This window comes from Thiocapsa sp. C2-2m (assembly GCF_041903745.1).
In the GTDB taxonomy this organism is placed as follows: Bacteria; Pseudomonadota; Gammaproteobacteria; order Chromatiales; family Chromatiaceae; genus Thiocapsa; species Thiocapsa roseilacustris.
The window spans coordinates 49,694-67,489 of sequence record NZ_JBBWVD010000013.1 but is presented as its reverse complement, the minus strand read 5'-3'; the positions used below and the strand labels follow the sequence as shown (position 1 = coordinate 67,489).

The following is a 17,796-nucleotide window of genomic DNA, read 5'->3' as shown; positions in this document are numbered from 1 at the left end:
GAGACGTCAATCCGCTCCGGGCGGGGAGTCCGCGTGGCTGCTGACGCGGATACCTCTGGCACCGACTACGAGCAGCGCCCAACCCGCAAGGAGGAGCACGCCGCCGATCGGGGTGATCATCCCGATCGCACGCTGATCCGTCAGCACGAGCGCATAAAGGCTGCCACTGAAGAGCAGGATGCCGACCAGGAAGGCACCGGCAGCCCCGTGGACGAGCCGATCATCGGGCCGCTGCAGCAGCCACAGCCCGCAGGCCAGGATAGCAAGCGCATGTAGTCCCAAATAGTCCGTTGCGGTGGCCCAATTCGCGAGTCGCTCCGGGCTCACGATGTCTCTCAAACCGTGTGCGCCGAAGGCACCCAATGCGACCGTGACCAACCCGCAGAAAGCGCCCGTCGTCATCCAAAATCGTGGTCGATTCATCTGCTTTCACCTGCCGATTCCGGTGTCATCAGAAATACCCAATAAGGCGGATTTATGAAAGCAGGCCGAAATTCTGTTTTGACCGCGAGGGGTGCACTCTCCACCCTTACTCAGCACTTTGATCGACCGAGTCGGCGCAAAAAACCTGTCCCGATGACGGTCGTACCGGGGATGTACGTAGCGGGAGGCTACCGAGCGTCGACCGGCTGGAGTTTGAAGAGCTTCGCAAGAATAATCGCTTTCGGAATTGCAGAGCCACCTCCCGTGTCCCGTCAAGGGCGACGACCACTACGCGTGAGACTCTAGGATGTCGAGCACCATGCCCGCGTCTGTCAGGAGAAATAAGCGCGATGGTTGCAAAGGTCAAGACAAGATCGCTTGCATGGATATCTGCCCCCCACGACCTGATGAAGCCGGACCAGGTTGGTTCCGAAACCGGCTCCGCCATGAAGGCCGAGGCCCACATGAAGTACAGCCAATTCTGCGAGGAGAGCCGCTACCCCGGCTTCTACTACCGGATGGTTGACAACGTTTTAGACGAGGAGAACTGGAAATGCTTCGTCAACTCGGTCTACGACAAAGAGACCAAGACCTGGACCTGCTTCAAGCGCGCCCACGTCGATGTAGTTGACAAGAGCAAACTGTTCAAATAACGAAGCCAACCGGGCCTCGTGCCCCGAGTGGGCTCGCCATTGACCGGACGCTATATGGCGTCCGGTTTTTTCTTTGGGCCGCGCCGATTCCCGAGTCACGATCGCGGTCTCCTCGGGAATCTCCATCCAACGGTGTCCGCTTCGAACTTGCCGATAATCCCGGAATGGCAGCACGCAAGCGGCCTCAGCCAGGCACGGAGCGGAGATCAGAGCAATTTCGGTGTTCTCTGGCCGATCACTTGGTGTCGGTTTATGGGGAGAAGCGTGTTGCGGCCATCGATTTAGCGTTTTCAACAGAGCCTTTAGCTCTCTCAGTAAGCCGCTGAGGGAGAACGCTGCACCGGGTCGAGGTACTGTCGTTTCCCCCGAAGTCGGGTGCGGTCGTTGAAACGCCGGTGCGCACGCGATCGGGCAATTGGGTGGAATGGTCCACCAGATCAGGCAGGACTCCATCTTTACTCAAGCGCTTTCTCGATGAGATGGCGGGTGTGTTCACCGAGGTGCTGCTCCCTGCGCCAACCGTCGGGCGCAGGCGATGGGGCTGGTCAAGCTCGGCACCGTCAGTCTCGACGGGACCAAGACCATCGCCGAGCCCGAAACCCGGCTGCGCGCACCGACCACAGCGATTTGTCGCTGGTAGCGATCGCTACCCAAGGCGAATCCGCGGTTGGTTACATTGCGCTGCGCGGTCGTCTCGGCCTCCGAGGCCGTTTGGGCGAACAGACGCAGGGGCCGGTAGCGCGCGTCGTGCGTCTTCGCTCTCGCCGAGCGCCGCATCAATGCGGGCGCGCCGAAACTAAAGGGGCGCAGCGGTACCGAGCGCATTGCCGAGGTAGCCCAACTAGGGGTATTGTACTGGGGCCGGTACCATGTGCGCCCGGACAGGGTTGAGCTCGATGTCACGTTTGCAGGCGAAGAGATGGCTTTCGGCCTCGGTTATCGAAGAACGGAAGCGGCCTTCGGAGAGCGTGCCGGTCCGCCGATAGGTGCCGCTAATGTGCTGAACTTAGCGTTGCCCGAAGCACTTCATGAGCAAGTCCGAGTCCGCGGTCGGTCGCGGATGTCACCAGCAAATGACCATGATTGGTCATCAGGGCATGAGAGTGGACACTAACCGGCACGCTCGTCGCGAGCGCTGCAAGCACATCAGGGAACACCTTATAACCGGTCTTGCCAAAGAAGATCGGACCCCGATCTACGTTTCCTCGGAAAACCGTGCAACGGGCCCTCGTCGGCGACGACAAGGCAAGCGTGTCGCCGCAAGCGCGATTGTATGCGGATCGGTTCACGATAGCATAAAACCCTGGTCTGCCGGCTTCGCCGTAACGGGCATTCCCGCGCGCTAAACGCATCGCACGGCACCATTTCGACCACCACAATAAGCGCAACCTGAGCGAGCACCTATTTTGTCGTAAAGGCACTTTCGCAGAATCTCCACACGATTCAACAAGCTGGACCGGCGTGACGAAGCGTTCGTTGTGTCACTGCGGCTTGGATCTAGCTCGTCTGATGTCAACATTATCTAGCTTCAAGAGGTTGTAATCATGGATCGCCGACAACTTACCAGTCTGGCTCTAACTGTCAGTCTTCTCCTTTCCTACGCAGTCTCGGCCGCCGGCTCGCAGCCATCGTTCATCACCTTCGAGACAGGGCAGGTTCGGCCTTTGGCGTTGACGGAAGACGGAAAGCAATTGCTGGCGCTCAACACTCCCGATAACCGCATCGAAATCTTCAACATCGACAAGGGTGTTCTCCTGCATGACGGATCGATACCGGTCGGTCTTGAGCCCACTGCAATCGCAGTGCGAAACGATCGTGAGGTCTGGGTAGTGAATCATCTATCGGACAGTGTAAGTATTGTCGATCTGAAGGCACGCCATGTCCGGCGAACCTTACTTGTTGGTGACGAGCCACGCGATATTGTGTTCGCTAGCGGGCGGGCGTTCGTGGCAACCGCGCATCGCGGGCAACATCGCACCCATCCATCCATTGCCGATGTGCCGGGGTCAGGGGATCCCTTGTTTCTGGAGCCCAGTGTCCCGCGTGCAGACGTCTGGGTATTCGATGCCGCGGAGCCGGGAGACGCAGTCGGGGGTAAGCCACTTCAAATCATCGAGTTATTTGGTGACACGCCGCGATCGCTAGCCGTCAGTCCCGACGGACGCACTGTATACGCAGCTGTATTCCATAGTGGCAATCAAACTACGGTGATCCCGGACGGACTGGTCTGTGACGGGTTCAAGCCATTCGAGCCCTGCGAAGCAGGCGACGCGATAGCACCGGGCGGTAACCCCGGACCCGCTACTAACGCTTCCGGTGTGCCTGCGCCTGAGGTCGGCTTGATTGTTAAATACAACAACGGCACCGGTCATTGGGAAGACGAGCTTGGTCGAAATTGGGATTCTATCATTCGACTTGACTTACCTGATCTGGACGTCTTCGCGATCGATGCAGTCGACCTGAAGGAGATTGCGGCATATCGAGGCGTAGGAACAATCCTCTTCAATATGGCCGTGAACCCCCAAACCGGTGCCATCTACGTGTCAAACACGGAAGCCAGAAACGAAGTGCGTTTTGAAGGACCTGGGCATTTCGCTGGAAGCACCGTCCTCGGCCACCTTCACGAAGCACGTATTACGGTGATTCGCGATGGCTCCGTGGTACCTAGGCATCTAAACAAGCACATAGATTACGCGGTCCATCCTGCTCCACAGGGAACAAAGGAACACAGCCTTGCAACGCCCTTGGAGATACAGGTATCCAAGGATGGAAAGTCGCTTTATGTGGCTGCTTTCGGCTCAAGTAAAGTGGGTATATTCAGCACGGAGTCATTGGAAGATAACAGCTTCGACCCGACCGAATCCAGTAGTAACTACGTGAGTGTCACCGGTGGAGGTCCCAGCGGCATCATTCTTGACGAGGCTCGCCGTCAGCTTTACACCCTGACTCGCTTCGACAATGGTATCTCGGTTATCGACCTCTCTAACGGTAAGGAGGTGACGCATATCCTGATGCCCAACCCAGAGCCCCAGCATGTCGTTGACGGCCGCCCGGTATTATACGACGCCGTAGCCACATCCAGTAACGGCGAAGCGTCCTGCGCGGCCTGCCACGTCTTCGGAGATCTCGACAGCCTCGCGTGGGATCTTGGCAATCCAGACGATGAGCCAACAGAAAGCCCCCTCACAGTAAAAATGCAGGTCGTCTTGGAGGCCGTACGGCGCGTTCTACCCGAAGGTTACTTCCCTCGCCTTAATGGCACCGGAGATGCGAACGAGTTCAGCCCTATGAAAGGGCCGATGACGACCCAGACGCTGCGGGGTATGGTTAACTCGGGTCACATGCACTGGCGCGGCGACAGGTCTAATGGGTTCTTCGGCGTAGACGAAGACAACACTAACGATGCCCGTCTCTCGTTCATGAACTTTATTGTTGCGTTTGATGGGTTGCTCGGAAGCGAGATGTCGAGCGAAGACTCACAGCTTCAAGAGATGACCTCGCGGTTGACCGATTTCGCGCTCGAAATCACCATGCCACCAAACCCAGTTCGGGCACTGGATAATTCTCTTACGGCTCGACAAGAGGCCGGTCGCACATTCTACTTCGGCGGACCTGACGGTACTCATGTTGCCGGAGGCTTGCCACTCATTCCAGGGCGCACTGGTTTTACTTGCGATGGTTGCCATCGACTGGACCCTGCTCAAGGCTTCTTCGGAACAGACGGAGATCAAGCCTTCGTTCAAGAAGAGCAGATCATGAAAATTCCTCAGATCCGAAATATGTACCAAAAAGTCGGCATGTTCGGTGTCGCTCCGAATCCGCTCTATCTTGAAGGTGACAACGGGCCTAAAGGGCCTCAGGTTAGGGGGTTCGGCTACGTACACGACGGGTCGGTCGATACCCTCTTCCGATTCTTCCGCGGAAAATTTTTTGCGCATCCAGAAACATTACCCAACCTTGCAAATCCTATCCGTGGCGGCGGGTTTGACGAGGGTGATCCTCAGCGTCACGATGTAGTCCAATTTGTGCTTGCCTACGATAGCGATCTCGCGCCGATTGTAGGGCAGCAAGTCACGCGACATGCCAATGGGCATGCCGTTGATTCGCGAATCGACCTTTTACTAGCGCGCTCGGAGGTTCCATTTGTCTCCAAAGTGCTCGGGGGTGAAACCACGGAGTGCGAGGTGGTGGTCAAGGGATCGCTAGATGGCGTTCAGCGCGGTTGGCTCCACGTTGGTGACGGACGTTTCCTTACCGATAGTGGCGACTATACGATGATCAGTAATCTCCGGGTTTTGAGTGACAATTATCCGCTAACCTTTACCTGCGTACCCCCAGGGTCAGGGCATCGTATGGCGGTCGATCGTGATCAGGATGGAATCCTCGACGCTGTTGATCCCTGCCCCGCCGACAAAACAAATAGCTGTTTGGTTGCTTCTAAAGCTTCCCGCATTCAAATGCGAAGAAATGCCGAGCCTTTTTAACCTGCCATTTCGAGCAGGTTTAGGGTCCTGAGTGTTCCGGGCCAGTTCGGCCAATTGTTACCGGTAAAAGGGGACCACCGAACCCGGTCCGAACCGGAAAACAATGCTGGCTAGTTCGGGCAGCTTCGCAGAAACTGTCGAAATCACAGGAGAACGCGGAGTAGTCTGCGCATCCCTTCGGGGTGCGCGGATACCAAGCTAAGGCGAACTCCGGAAACCTTCATGCCAAGGGCGTAGGTTGTGCCGAGCCGTGCGAGGCACAACCAACCGTAGGAGCAAGTTGTGCTTCCTATCGTCAGCACAACCTACGGGTATGGAAGTTTGCGGAAATCGCCTAAACGCTTTCTTGCGCAAAAGATTAGAAAGGCTGTTGTGCCTGGATTGGGGTGTTGAGTGCTGGGCGTTGCCGGAACAGGCAAGCAACACCTTTTCAGGCTCGCGTGATGGCACCGAGATTCGTGCTTCGAGGCAACGCCCGTCGAGGTGATGGCGATGGCCTTGGGGAATATCCGTGAAGGGCGCTTCGCGCTGATGCGCTCGTAGGTTGCTGCGACCGACCCTCGCCCCCGGCAAGCTTTTCTCGCTTTGTCCTCTCAAGTCCGCCCGCTGGGTCGCCCGCGGGCACGGCTGTCCGTCGCCTGGTTCTGCGGCGAGTGAATCCTAATTTACAGACATTGACGCTGTGCTGTGTGTCCCCGATGGCCGCATAGCCATGATGCGCATGCCGGATCAACCGCCGACGACACTCCACGGGCCCGGGAAAACACTGCAGCGCAAATAGCTCGGGACGCATTGCCGTTGCGCGGTTGGATGGTTTGGGATAAAACTGGTGTACGGTCCGAGGCGATGAGTTCACTTCGGCTGGCTCAGCCTGGGGGATGGTCGGTCCTTTCTGTAGATTTTCATAGGCTTAGGATTGCCCCCTCACTTGTTTTTTAGTGCGATTTATTCTGGATATCACTATGGATTCTCACATCACACCGCCGGTCTCTACGCAAATCGCCGTCGAAACGCGTCGCTTCCGGCCTCATTACACAATGGTAATGATTGGATTGACGGCCGCTTTCTTAACTCTGGGGGCTGGTCGTGTGTCGAGCGATAGTGCTTCTGCGAAAAGCGAAATCAGCTTCGATAATGTTACGGCATCGAGTGGAATTTCTTATCGCGGACAGAGCTGGGGCGCCAATTGGGCCGATTTCAACAACGACGGGCGACCTGATCTTTGGATGAGCAATCATTTTGGACCAGCGACTTGGTACGCCAACGAGGGGGGCGGGAAATTCCGCGACGTTACGTCTGCGAGTGTCGTCCAGCAGACCGCTACGTGCTCCACGGGCTGCGAAAAATGTGTCAACCCAGCGAAATGTGCCAATGATACGCATGGAGGGGCCTGGGCAGATTTCGATAACGACGGGGATAAGGACTTGGTCGTCCTCTCCGGAGCCGGTCCACGCTCGCTGTGGTTCCCCGACCGCAAATTTGATAGGAATCTGTTCTTCATTAACGATGGCGGGATCTTCAGGGAAAATCCAGAGGTCCAAAATTTAGTCGACCGCTGGCATCACGGACGGACGCCGATTTGGGTGGACATTGATAACGACGGTCGATTAGACCTCGTGTCGATGGCGAAAAGCCCGTCTTCGGAGAGCAACTCTGAAAAGGATGCCGAGCAAAAGGATGCAGAGCTGCCTTCAACTGTCTTCAGGCAGACCGACAATGGATTTGAAGACATTGGTGAGCAGGCAGGCTTCGGGCCCTTTGATGCTAGCCAACTGCCCTTTGCGTTTTTGACAGACGTAGCAGGTAGGGGTAGTTTACAGCTCGTCGTTAAACAACAATCGCTGATTGTATACGACATCTCAACACTCCCGTTCGATGACATCACTGATGAAGTCTTTCCCTCCGGTCAAACTGTCGATCCTGTCAAAGTCGACACCGACGCCGTGGCTGCGGACTTTAACGGCGATGGATTGATGGATATCTATCGCACGCGTATCGGGTCTCCTGGCATCATGCTGATCAACTCGGCCTCGGGATTGGTGGACAAGACGGCCGAGTCAGGTTTGATGGATGTGGGATACGGGGGCAAAAGCGTAATAGCCGGTGATTTCGACAACGACATGGACATCGATTTATACGTTGTCTATACAACTGAAGTCACGAACCAGCCAAATCGTTTATATGCAAACAACGGCGACGGCACTTTTCAAGTTGTGCCTAATGCCGGCGGTGCAGCTGGTCCGAGAGCACTTGGGCGGGGCGATACAGCGGTAAATGCCGATTTTGATTGCGATGGGTTTTTGGATCTATTCGTGACAAACGGCGAGTGGGGTCTGATGGGGTTCCGGAACAGCGACGGACCGTATCAGTTGTTCCGGAATCGTGGGAATTCGAACAACTGGATCCAGATCGACCTCGTCGGTACAGTGTCCAACCGTGACGGGATCGGGGCTATCGTTAGCGTCGAGGCGGGCGGCAAAACGCAGTTGCGTGAGCAGTCTGGTGGCATGCACACTAAGGCGCAGAACCACACGCGGCTTCATTTTGGCTTGGGCGCAAATGAAGTCATCGATAAGATAACAGTCAGGTGGCCGAATGGAGTACTGCAGACTCTTTCCGGGCAAATCGGCAATCGTATTATTGAAATTTCCGAAAGCGAAGGAGAGTCCGACATATCAGGGGTCGTCGCGTGTCACTCACCTGGTGCGTAGAGCGGTCTAAACTCTTGAGCCCGGCCAAGGGCCGGGTCGAGACGCTGCCGCTACCCCACACTTGGTGATTTGTCCGGTATTGCGCGCCGCGCTTTGTGAGATGGCATGAATAGGGTCGGCGTGGTTGCGCGCACGCGCGAGATCGACGGCATGGTTTCGCGTGAAACTCACTATATTTCATCGGCAGCATCGGCATCGACATCGACAACGGCGTCGCCGGCTTCGGAGGAGCCGTGCGCGTTCACTGGTGCGTGGAGAATGCAGACTGGATGCGGCTCCGGGCGAGGGCGACTGCCGCGTGCGCGAGGCCTACAGCAAACCGTTCCAGCAACACCGCCCGGCGGGGTGATGCGTACGATGCCTGAAGGCTGTCTACACGCCTTCGTGCTGGTCTCGATGACTGGCGGGTGTTGCTGGAGCCCTGATGGTGTCATTGTTCGATGACTTACACGGTGGTTAAGGTCGGAGGGAGTGATCTTTAGGCCATTTAGGAGGATCGGTGAGTCACGGGAAACGCGAGTGGCCGCAACGCATCCACCTGCAGACCTCACCGCACTGCTGGATCCGCGACTGAAAGAAACGGTTAGATTGATCGAAGCCGTTCAAAGCGACACCGCGCTGTTGGCCGCAACCGTCGACGCCGCGATCCGAACGGCCGAGGCCATCCGGCGCGCCGCGGCACCCATTTTGTATGTGGCAACGGCGGCAGCGCCGGCGAGGCGACCTACCTCAGCGGCGAGCTCATCGGCCCGCCGCGACCGGCCTCACGAGCATGCTCGTCACGGGCTCGCCGCACCTTGACTTTTTGCGTGCTCTGCGTTCTCCGCATGCCCCGGTTGTGTTCGAGCTCCTGCGCCAATCCGGAGAACCATGACGGACGTCTCATCTCTTGCGACAGGACAGGCGCTACTCTTTTATCGTGTCGGATCGAGGTGACTGGCTGACCGAGTCGTCGAGAAGAGATCCGTCGTGACCAAGCCTCGCTCGTGCGCCATTGATCCGCCCGAGCGTTCAACGAAACCCCGGCAAGAGGATGACCGTGTCTGCGGGTGATCAGCAGCGTGCACGACCCCGAGGCTTGAACTTTCAGGGCAGGCAGCGTCCTCGATCACCCCTAGATCCGTCGCACCAGGAACTGGTCGGCTGGTTTCTTCTGAAAATCAGAGGATATCTCCAATGACGAAATCATCGATGACGCGGGCATCTCTAGGCGTCGTGATGCTGGTCGCTGCAGTGGGCTCGACGTCCGCGGTCGAATCTCTCGGACCCAATGAGGTCGTCGCCGCTGTGACTTGGACGACCGGCGGTGAAGCTGTAATAGACGATGCCAATGAAACCGGGCTGAAAAATGCGTTGTGGCCTAATACAATCGACAATATTCCCCACACGCTGCAAGCGAATATGCTGTCCCTGCTGATCCTGGATACGGTGACGCTCGGCATTCGAAATCTCGCAGTCGACGCTGTAGATCCCTTTTGGCAGACCGGGTTCAATTACGAAATGATCACGTTCGATGAATCCGCAATCCCCGATGAAGGCACGGACGCATGCATCCCGTATCTCGGCCAATACGGCACCGACTACACGTTTGGGACGGCCTTCTCGACATCGACTGGGTTTATTCAAGGCTTCGCGTTTCCTGTTGTGGTCGAAAACCCGGACGTTGTTTCGTTCAATCCGAATGTCGAAGTTGTGGGTAAAACGGCCTCGATCGATTGCTGCCAAGCGACAGACATCGCAGAGATGACCTACCGGACGCCGAACACGGAAGGTCGCTGGCTCGATACCGACGGTGATACAATCGCGGACCTCAATGTCGAAGAGCTGCTTGCAAGCAAGGGGCTCATGACCGGCGATATGAATATGACCGTTCGAAACCTATCTCGGACGTGCGAAATGTTGCCTTACCTGCGCGGCGAATGTGATGTTCCTCAAGGGCAGCAGGTCTTGGCGACGACTTTCACAATCCCCCTGGCGGTCGTGCCGCCGACTCCAGAGCAGTGCGATCTGAACGGAGACAGGAAGTTTGGCATTCTGGACATTAGGATCTTTGCGATCGGTTGCAAAAATGCTACGGCGACATGGGAATGCGACCTCGACAGAAACGGAGAATTCTCTTTGACTGACAGTATTCGTTTTGTTCTCGGCTGCCGACTCAGTCCCGATACCTGGGCCAATGTCAATGAGGCAACCGCTCTGATGAGGCATACTATCAGGCAAAGTCGCTGAAAGTGTGAGGTGTCGTCCCTGACCCTGCAGCGGCGGGTTGGGCGCCGGGGGCCTTGCTGAGGTGCGCTCTGGCTGTCGGGTGGACCGGCTTGCACCGAAGCTCCCTGGCTGCCGGGTCAGGAGATTGCCTCGCGGGTATGGCATTTTGGCCAGAACGGCGCGATACTTGTGTAACAAACGCGTCGTTTATCCACAAATCAACACGGCTTGCAAGGCCTTTAGCTTATCTATACACCTCAATCAGCTGTAAGACCATGCTTGCAATGTCATTTACTGAGGATGGCTTTTACTGACGGCCTGCTCTTCAGGTTCGACGGTTTACTCGGCGTCGGGGTGCTGCGTGCTTATCGAGGTGCGCCAACTTGGGATCGAGCGATGCAGTATCGTCCTTATACTGATGGTGTCAAGACGTCTTGCACAGGCCCAATCTTTATTTATGAATCGGAGTTTTCCGCATGTTCGATGAAATTGAAGAAACCCTGCGTGAGATCATCGCAAAAAGCCTGAAGGTCGACAAAGATTTGATCCAGAAAAACTCTTCTCTTGATGACTGGGGTGGTGATTCGCTCGATTTTATTGAAACACTCTTCGCGATTGAAACACGATTCGATATCAGTTTGCCGGACGTCGGGGGGGGGCGTGATCTCAACCTCGAGAAACTGGCCGATATGATTCGGGAGCAGATTTCCAAACGATCATGAGTAGTCAGCGTAGAAGTAAGAAGCGCAAGGTCGTTGTCACAGGGATTGGCATGATTACACCTTTCGGTGTGGGTCGCGCTATTTTTTGGTCGCAAGCATTGGCAGGGCGTTCCGCTACTCGCTTGATTCAAGCGTTTGATCCGGAGCCTTATCGTTCTCATGTCGTCGGTGAGTGCCTGGATTTCGATCCCTCGATCGTAGTGGATCCCTCCGAGGCTCGCCGCTATGACCGATTTTCCCTGTTCGCCATGGCGGCGGCCGACGAAGCTCTTGCGGATAGCGGCTTGAGTCCGCCATCGGAGAGAACCGGGGTCGTGATGGGTACTGGGATGGGCGGGGCCACCACTACCGATATCCAGTACGAGGCGATACGGACGAAGGGTCGCCGATTCGTGAATCCTCTCACCGTTCCCATGGTGATGCCGAACGCCGCAGCAGGGCACATTGGTCTTCGTTATCGTGTACGGGGTCCGTCGTTGACGATATCGACAGCCTGTGCGTCGGGTGCCAATGCGGTCGGCGAAGGATCGCGAATCATCGCGCACGGGTACGCGGATGTGATGCTGGTCGGAGGCGTCGAAGCCGCGATCACCCCCGGTTTCTTTGCGGCTTGGGACGCCCTGCGCGTCATGGCAAAGCGAAATGAGGATCCGGCCGGTGCGTCGCGTCCCTTCAGCCGGGATCGCACAGGTTTCGTGATGGCCGAAGGTGCGGCGGTCCTGGTCCTCGAGGAACGCGAGCAAGCGGTTGATCGCGGGGCTTCGATTTATGCGGAAATCATCGGATACGGTGTCACCAACGATGCCTATCATGTGACTAGGCCCTCCATGGAAGGTGAGATGAAGGCGATCCGCTTGGCACTGAGTGATGCGGACGTCGGCTTGGCCGACGTCGATTATATCAATGCTCATGGCACGGCCACTGCGGCCAACGATGTCTCTGAAACGAACGCGATCAAGGCGATCTTCGGCGAGCAGGCGCAGAGGATTCCGATCTCATCAATCAAGTCAATGATCGGTCATAGTATCGGCGCTGCCGGTGCAATCGAGTTTGCATCGACCTGCATGACGATCCGTGAACAGATGATTCCGCCTACCATCAACCTCGAGACTCCCGATCCCGACTGCGATTTGGATTATGTCCCCAACCAATCAAGATCCGCAGATATCGACGTCGCGATCTCCAACTCGTTTAGTTTCGGTGGAAATAACGCAATTCTCGTCGCTCGCAAGTTTCTGTAAGTCACCTGCGTTTGCGGGATTCATACTCGACGTCCCTCTGATGAGCTTTGTGCCCGACGAACCCCGGAGACGCGCTCCAGCTCATCGAGGGCATTTCTCCATTGCCCGCGACGCGGCTAAGTGCTGTTTACCTTGATGAACTACCGGCGACGCACCAAATTTTGAGGCTTTCATGAAAGACGTTTATATCACACGCACCAGTTCATACCTACCGAACGCTCCGGTCGGTAACGATGATATCGAGTCGGTCATCGGGCGGTTGAAAAAGCAGCCGGAACGCGTCAAACAGTTCGTGCTGGCCAACAACGGAATTCGGACTCGATACTACGCCATCGACCCGAGAACCGGAAAAAAGACGCACTCCAACGCTCAACTTGCAAGCGAATCAGTTACCGCACTCCTACGCGATGCCGGTCTACAGCTGGAGCAAGTCGAAGGTCTGGCGTGCGGAACCTCCTCTGCGGATCAGTTTATCCCGTCGCATGCCAACATGGTGGCCGGAGAGTTGGGGATGCCGCCGGCCGAGATTGTGTCGACTGCCGGGGTCTGTGCGTCCGGGATGTCTGCGTTCAAGTATGCCTACATGGATGTGGCGCTTGGCGGCGCGCGCAACTTCATCGTGACGGGGTCGGAATGCGCATCGGTCTCCATGGAGGTCAAGCAATACGAACCGATGATTGATGCGCTACTTGCCGATCCTGATACAGTTCCGATGGTCGCTTTCGAGAAAGAGTTTCTGCGTTGGATGCTGTCGGATGGAGCCGGGGCGGTCCTGTTGGAGCCCGAGCGGAGGCCCGGCGCGGTCAATTTCAAGGTCGAGTCAGTGGTATTAAGGTCTTGGGCAGGAAGCCTTCCCGTGTGTATGTATGCCGGGATGAACAAAAGCAAAGACGGTGATTTGACCTTCTGGTTCGATGAGGATGACCGAAGCCAGATTCCTCAGAAAGGTTACCTCCTATTGCAGCAGGACGTACGAGTACTTGAAGCTCATATGGTGGATGTCGCCGTACAGGGGATGACATATTTCTTCAAAGATCAGGGTTTCGATGTCGGCCGCGTCGACTGGTTCTTGCCGCATTTGTCCTCCATGTATTTTAAAGATGTTCTGATGGAGCAATTCGAAGCGAACGGTGTGAAGATTCCAGAGAAGAAGTGGTTTACAAACCTCGCTGACAAAGGAAACACCGGATCGGCATCGATCTTCATCATGCTGGATGAGCTTGCGAGATCGGGTCGCCTTCGGGAGGGCGAGACGCTTTTCTGTGCAGTGCCTGAGAGTGCTCGTTTTACCGTGGCTGGGATGCTGCTGACCGTGTGTTGAAAGGTGGTACCGTGAATTCTTTGCCACTCGCCGGGTTCGATGCCTCTTCGAGCAAATTGACGACCATCCGGGAATCGGTGATGACGAGTGAATGTCTGAGTCCGGTCAGGATTGCGGAAATTCTCTCCCTATTGCCGCATCGCTTCCCATTCCTTTTGGTTGATCGCGTGGTTGATTACAAAGCCGGTCTTGCGCTCGAGGCGCTTAAACTTGTGACGGGCAACGAGCACTACGTGGCAAGCCAATCGCGCTACTTTCCACCGGTCCTGATTGTCGAGGCGATGGCCCAGGCTACAGGGATCCTAGCCGTGCTTAGTGCCGAAGAGGTTTCCGCCGATTCGCGGTTTTTTTTAATCGGCGTCGATCGCACGTCTTTTTCGGGGCATGTCGAGGTCGGCGATCGATTAGCGATCAAGGTGCGGGTTTTACGGGCCACTCAAGGAGTGGGAAAGTTTCATGCGGAAGCCTGCGTCGGCGGTGTCCAGGTAGCGATTGCGGAGCTCATGTGTGCGGCGCAGATCTAGAGTGATTTTCCGGCAATCCATGACCTTCTATAACGTCCAATTCTCCTCGGAGACTGCGGGCGAGGTGCTAGGCGTCTTCGGTCAATTCGCGTGCCCGTTCAGGGTCAAGACGAGTCTCGGAAAGCCCCGTCTTGTGCGTTCGCTTCCGGGCGGTCGAAGGGTCCGCTCCACACGTCGCGCCGATCTCGGCTGCGGCTTTTTGACCTCGGGGCACCAAATGATCACATTGTGTAATGAGTCTGGCGCGGAGACGCCGTCATGAAAGACGGTTCGGAGGTTGTTGCACAGGGAATAAGCGAAGCCTTGTCGCGTGCGGAAACGAAGGCGCGCGGCGCGCGTTCGCGACGGAATTTCACCTTCCTCCTCATTCTCGTCTTCCTTGGGGCGGCCGGTTATTTCGTTTTCAACGGGAGCGAAAGTGAGGTTTCCTACGCGACGGCGAAGGTAACGAGAGGGGATCTGACTCTTACCGTTACGGCGACGGGCAGACTTCAACCCGTCAACCAAGTCGACGTAGGAACCGAAGTCTCGGGGACGATCGAGTCGGTCGAGGTTGATTTCAATGACCATGTTATTACTGGTCAAATCCTGGTTAAGCTCGACACCGAGCAACTGGAGGCAGGTTATCGTCAATCAAGAGCCTCTTTAAGCTTAGCGCAAGCCGGAGTTATGGAGGCGAATGCGACACTGACCGAAACCGCAAATCGTCTGAAACGAATCAGAGATCTCATCGGCAAAGACCTCTCTACGGAAGAAGAGTTGGATCGTGGAGTTGCGGCTTTCGCAAGGGCTGAGGCCGGACTTGCAGTCGCCGAAGCAAAGGTCGAGCAGGCGCAGGCGCAGCTGGATGCCGATCGGCGAGCGCTGGAGAAGGCGATCATTCGTTCACCGATCGACGGTATTGTGCTTGAGCGGCGGGTTGAACCCGGACAGACCGTGGCAGCGGCCCTGCAGACGCCGATCCTGCTGGTCATGGCAGAAGATTTGAGCGAAATGGTCCTTCATGTCGATATCGACGAGGCAGACGTCGGGCAGGTGCTTGCCGGTCAGACGGCATTTTTCAGTGTCGATGCCTATCCCGAAAAGCAGTTCCCGGCCGACATTCGGCAGGTTCGATTCTCGCCCAAGAGCTTGGACGGCGTTGTGACTTACGAAACGCTGTTGAACGTCGATAACAAGGAGCTCTTGTTAATGCCCGGGATGACGGCGACCGCCGAGATCGGTGTCGCGAGCTTCCAAGACGCCTTGCTGATTCCCAACGCTGCGCTTCGCTTCAGCCCGCGGGAAGACGTCGACATCGGCTCGGCGAAGCCTTCGCTGTTCAATCGATTTGCCGGCCAAGCGCGCGAGAAGCCGCCTTCTCCCACCCCGGACGATGCCGGCAGTGATAGTCGCCTGGTTTGGGTTTTGGAGTCGGGAGTCCCCGCAGCGGTCCCCGTTCAGATCGGGGTATCCAATGGCAGCGTGACACAAATTCTCGGCGGGAACATCAAGGAGGGGGATGATTTGGTGGTCGGCGTGTCGACCCCGGTGCTCTGACGCGTGGCCTCGATCTCGAACGTGGCCGATCGTCCTCCGGTTATCGAGCTGTGTAACGTCACGCGAATATACGGGCGAGGCGACGCGGCAGTGCAGGCGCTCCGAGGAGTGGACTTGACGATTTGGGACGGCGAGTTTGTTGCCGTTATGGGGCCGAGCGGTTCGGGAAAATCGACGTCGATGAACATACTCGGGTGCCTGGATACGCCGTCCTCCGGTGCGTACCTGTTTCGCGGTACCGAAGTCGGCAGTTTGTCGCGCGATCAGCGTGCGATTCTGCGTCGCGAGTATCTTGGGTTCGTCTTCCAAGGTTATAACCTCTTGAGCCGAACATCCGCGATCGAGAATGTCGAGCTGCCTTTGATCTACCGACGTGTGCGTGTCCAAGAACGTCGTCGTCGTGCGCGCGAGGCATTGAATGCGGTCGGGCTCTCGAACTGGGAGCATCATACCCCGGCGGAGATGTCCGGCGGGCAACAGCAACGAGTTGCGATCGCACGAGCCTTGGTCAGCGAACCGGCCGTGCTGCTCGCCGATGAGCCCACGGGTAACTTGGATTCGGCGCGAAGCCGCGAAATCATGGAGTTGCTGACTGAGTTAAACCGAGCGCGTGGGATCACCGTCGTCATGGTCACTCATGAGCACGATATGGCGGAATATGCGAGTCGCATCGTCGAGTTCTTCGACGGGCTCGTTGCCAAGGATGTTTCACGCGAGGAAACGATCTGATGCTTTGGGGTAGCCTCGTGCTCGCCGGGAGGGCAGTCCGCCGCAATGTATTACGTTCGTTTCTGACCATTCTCGGAATCGTGATCGGTGTTGCAGCGGTCATTATTATGGTTATCCTCGGAGGAGGCGCTACTCTCGAGGTGCAGCGTCAGATCGAAAGCCTGGGAAGTAATCTGCTGATTGTGCGGCCTGGGCAGCGTGTTGGTCCGGGTGTCCTGTCTGATGCAAGATCCTTTAACTTGGACGACGCAATCTCGCTGCGTAATGAAATCCCGGGCTTGGATGGGGTTGCCCCGGCCGCGTCGCAGCCGATGACGGCCGTGGTCGGAAATCGGAAACGAGCAACGACCGTCACAGGCAGCGACAACGCCTATCTAACGGTACGGAACTGGACACTGGTTTCGGGTCGGTCCTTCACCGAAACCGAGCTTCGTGCAGGTAAGGCGGTGTGCGTGATCGGTGCGACCGTTCAGCGTGAGTTGTTCGGTCAGGAGGATCCAATCGGGTCGCGTATCCGCCTAAGGCGGGCTTCGTGCGACGTCATCGGCTTGCTTGAGGCCAAGGGGCAAAGCAGCGTAGGGCTGGACCAGGATGATCTCATCCTCATCCCGCTCAAGACGCTTCAGCGACGCTTCACTGGAAATCAGAACGTCGGCCTCATCTACGCATCGGTGCGTGCCGGAGACTCGATCGACATCGCAAAGGCCGATATCGAGCGACTCATGAAGGAGCGCCGGATGATCTCTCCGGGCGATCAGGCCGATTTTATGGTTATGGATATGCGCGAGATCTCCGGACTGCTCACGACGACGACCAAGATATTGACCGCCCTCTTGGGTGCAGTGGCTTCGGTCAGCTTGTTGGTCGGCGGTATTGGAATCATGAACATCATGCTCGTGTCGGTGACCGAGCGCACACGGGAGATTGGGATTCGGTTGGCGATCGGGGCTCAAGAGGACGAGGTGATGCTTCAATTCCTCGTCGAAGCCGTCGTGCTTTCGACGCTCGGTGGATTGATCGGCATTGTTTTGGCGATCGGCGTCTCTGTTTGGTTGGCCGCCTTGCTGAACCTGCCTTTTGTCTTTAACGTCGGAGTGGTTGTCTTCGCCTTTCTGTTTTCGGCAGCCGTCGGTATCGTGTTCGGTTATGTTCCGGCCCGACGTGCCGCGCGCTTGGATCCGATCGAGGCACTGCGACACGAATGAAGGTTACACGGGAGGCTTCCGAAACGCCATTCGCGT

The 17,796-nt window shown here is 56.8% G+C and carries 13 protein-coding genes; 11 read left to right on the top strand and 2 right to left on the bottom strand.

What is annotated here, in order from left to right:
- Nucleotides 1-6 precede the first annotated feature (6 nt).
- Nucleotides 7-402, bottom strand: coding sequence for a DUF423 domain-containing protein (locus AADX97_RS11800; RefSeq protein ID WP_374238718.1), 396 nt, complete (start codon nucleotides 400-402; stop codon nucleotides 7-9).
- Nucleotides 403-773: 371 nt separating this feature from the next.
- Between AADX97_RS11800 and AADX97_RS11795 the strand changes: the two genes are divergently transcribed.
- Nucleotides 774-1,076 (top strand): hypothetical protein, encoded by a 303-nt coding sequence (locus AADX97_RS11795; protein WP_374233625.1) that lies wholly within the window; start codon nucleotides 774-776, stop codon nucleotides 1,074-1,076.
- A gap of 492 nt (nucleotides 1,077-1,568) precedes the next feature.
- On the opposite strand, the gene AADX97_RS11790 is transcribed toward AADX97_RS11795, so the two are convergent.
- Nucleotides 1,569-1,901: a hypothetical protein gene (locus AADX97_RS11790; protein ID WP_374233626.1), complete on the bottom strand. Its 333-nt coding sequence runs from the start codon at nucleotides 1,899-1,901 to the stop codon at nucleotides 1,569-1,571.
- A gap of 719 nt (nucleotides 1,902-2,620) precedes the next feature.
- On the opposite strand from AADX97_RS11790, the gene AADX97_RS11785 reads away from it, so the two are divergent.
- From AADX97_RS11785 to AADX97_RS11740, 10 genes are all read left to right on the top strand, one after another.
- Complete coding sequence (locus tag AADX97_RS11785) at nucleotides 2,621-5,560, top strand: YncE family protein (protein WP_374233627.1); 2,940 nt, start codon at nucleotides 2,621-2,623, stop codon at nucleotides 5,558-5,560.
- 962 nt (nucleotides 5,561-6,522) lie between these two features.
- Nucleotides 6,523-8,271 (top strand): CRTAC1 family protein, encoded by a 1,749-nt coding sequence (locus AADX97_RS11780; protein WP_374233628.1) that lies wholly within the window; start codon nucleotides 6,523-6,525, stop codon nucleotides 8,269-8,271.
- Nucleotides 8,272-9,447: 1,176 nt separating this feature from the next.
- A complete protein-coding gene (locus AADX97_RS11775; protein ID WP_374233629.1) occupies nucleotides 9,448-10,500 on the top strand; it encodes a hypothetical protein in 1,053 nt (350 codons plus the stop codon).
- 455 nt (nucleotides 10,501-10,955) lie between these two features.
- The gene (locus AADX97_RS11770) at nucleotides 10,956-11,201 is read left to right on the top strand and encodes an acyl carrier protein (RefSeq protein WP_374233630.1); all 246 of its coding nucleotides are present in this window, start codon (nucleotides 10,956-10,958) and stop codon (nucleotides 11,199-11,201) included.
- Nucleotides 11,198-12,442 carry a beta-ketoacyl-ACP synthase II gene (gene fabF, locus AADX97_RS11765; RefSeq protein WP_374233632.1) on the top strand — a complete coding sequence of 415 codons (1,245 nt, stop codon included), beginning with the start codon at nucleotides 11,198-11,200 and terminating at the stop codon, nucleotides 12,440-12,442. Before AADX97_RS11770 ends, fabF begins: the two co-directional genes overlap by 4 nt.
- 172 nt (nucleotides 12,443-12,614) lie before the next feature.
- Nucleotides 12,615-13,763: a StlD/DarB family beta-ketosynthase gene (locus AADX97_RS11760; RefSeq protein WP_374233633.1), complete on the top strand. Its 1,149-nt coding sequence runs from the start codon at nucleotides 12,615-12,617 to the stop codon at nucleotides 13,761-13,763.
- Between the two features lie 11 nt (nucleotides 13,764-13,774).
- Nucleotides 13,775-14,287, top strand: a complete 513-nt coding sequence (gene fabZ, locus AADX97_RS11755) for a 3-hydroxyacyl-ACP dehydratase FabZ (protein WP_374238564.1) — start codon at nucleotides 13,775-13,777, stop codon at nucleotides 14,285-14,287.
- 258 nt (nucleotides 14,288-14,545) lie between these two features.
- Complete coding sequence (locus tag AADX97_RS11750; RefSeq protein WP_374233636.1) at nucleotides 14,546-15,826, top strand: efflux RND transporter periplasmic adaptor subunit; 1,281 nt, start codon at nucleotides 14,546-14,548, stop codon at nucleotides 15,824-15,826.
- 3 nt (nucleotides 15,827-15,829) lie between these two features.
- Nucleotides 15,830-16,555 carry an ABC transporter ATP-binding protein gene (locus tag AADX97_RS11745; protein ID WP_374233637.1) on the top strand — a complete coding sequence of 242 codons (726 nt, stop codon included), beginning with the start codon at nucleotides 15,830-15,832 and terminating at the stop codon, nucleotides 16,553-16,555.
- Nucleotides 16,555-17,760, top strand: coding sequence for an ABC transporter permease (locus AADX97_RS11740; protein ID WP_374233638.1), 1,206 nt, complete (start codon nucleotides 16,555-16,557; stop codon nucleotides 17,758-17,760). Before AADX97_RS11745 ends, AADX97_RS11740 begins: the two co-directional genes overlap by 1 nt.
- The last annotated feature ends 36 nt before the right edge of the window (nucleotides 17,761-17,796 follow it).

Coding starts and splice junctions, on each gene's coding strand:
- AADX97_RS11800 (WP_374238718.1), bottom strand. CDS start 402: ATGACGACGGGCGCTTTCTGCGGGTTGGTCACGGTCGCATTGGGTGCC.
- AADX97_RS11795 (WP_374233625.1), top strand. CDS start 774: ATGGTTGCAAAGGTCAAGACAAGATCGCTTGCATGGATATCTGCCCCC.
- AADX97_RS11790 (WP_374233626.1), bottom strand. CDS start 1,901: ATGCGCTCGGTACCGCTGCGCCCCTTTAGTTTCGGCGCGCCCGCATTG.
- AADX97_RS11785 (WP_374233627.1), top strand. CDS start 2,621: ATGGATCGCCGACAACTTACCAGTCTGGCTCTAACTGTCAGTCTTCTC.
- AADX97_RS11780 (WP_374233628.1), top strand. CDS start 6,523: ATGGATTCTCACATCACACCGCCGGTCTCTACGCAAATCGCCGTCGAA.
- AADX97_RS11775 (WP_374233629.1), top strand. CDS start 9,448: ATGACGAAATCATCGATGACGCGGGCATCTCTAGGCGTCGTGATGCTG.
- AADX97_RS11770 (WP_374233630.1), top strand. CDS start 10,956: ATGTTCGATGAAATTGAAGAAACCCTGCGTGAGATCATCGCAAAAAGC.
- fabF (WP_374233632.1), top strand. CDS start 11,198: ATGAGTAGTCAGCGTAGAAGTAAGAAGCGCAAGGTCGTTGTCACAGGG.
- AADX97_RS11760 (WP_374233633.1), top strand. CDS start 12,615: ATGAAAGACGTTTATATCACACGCACCAGTTCATACCTACCGAACGCT.
- AADX97_RS11750 (WP_374233636.1), top strand. CDS start 14,546: ATGAAAGACGGTTCGGAGGTTGTTGCACAGGGAATAAGCGAAGCCTTG.
- AADX97_RS11740 (WP_374233638.1), top strand. CDS start 16,555: ATGCTTTGGGGTAGCCTCGTGCTCGCCGGGAGGGCAGTCCGCCGCAAT.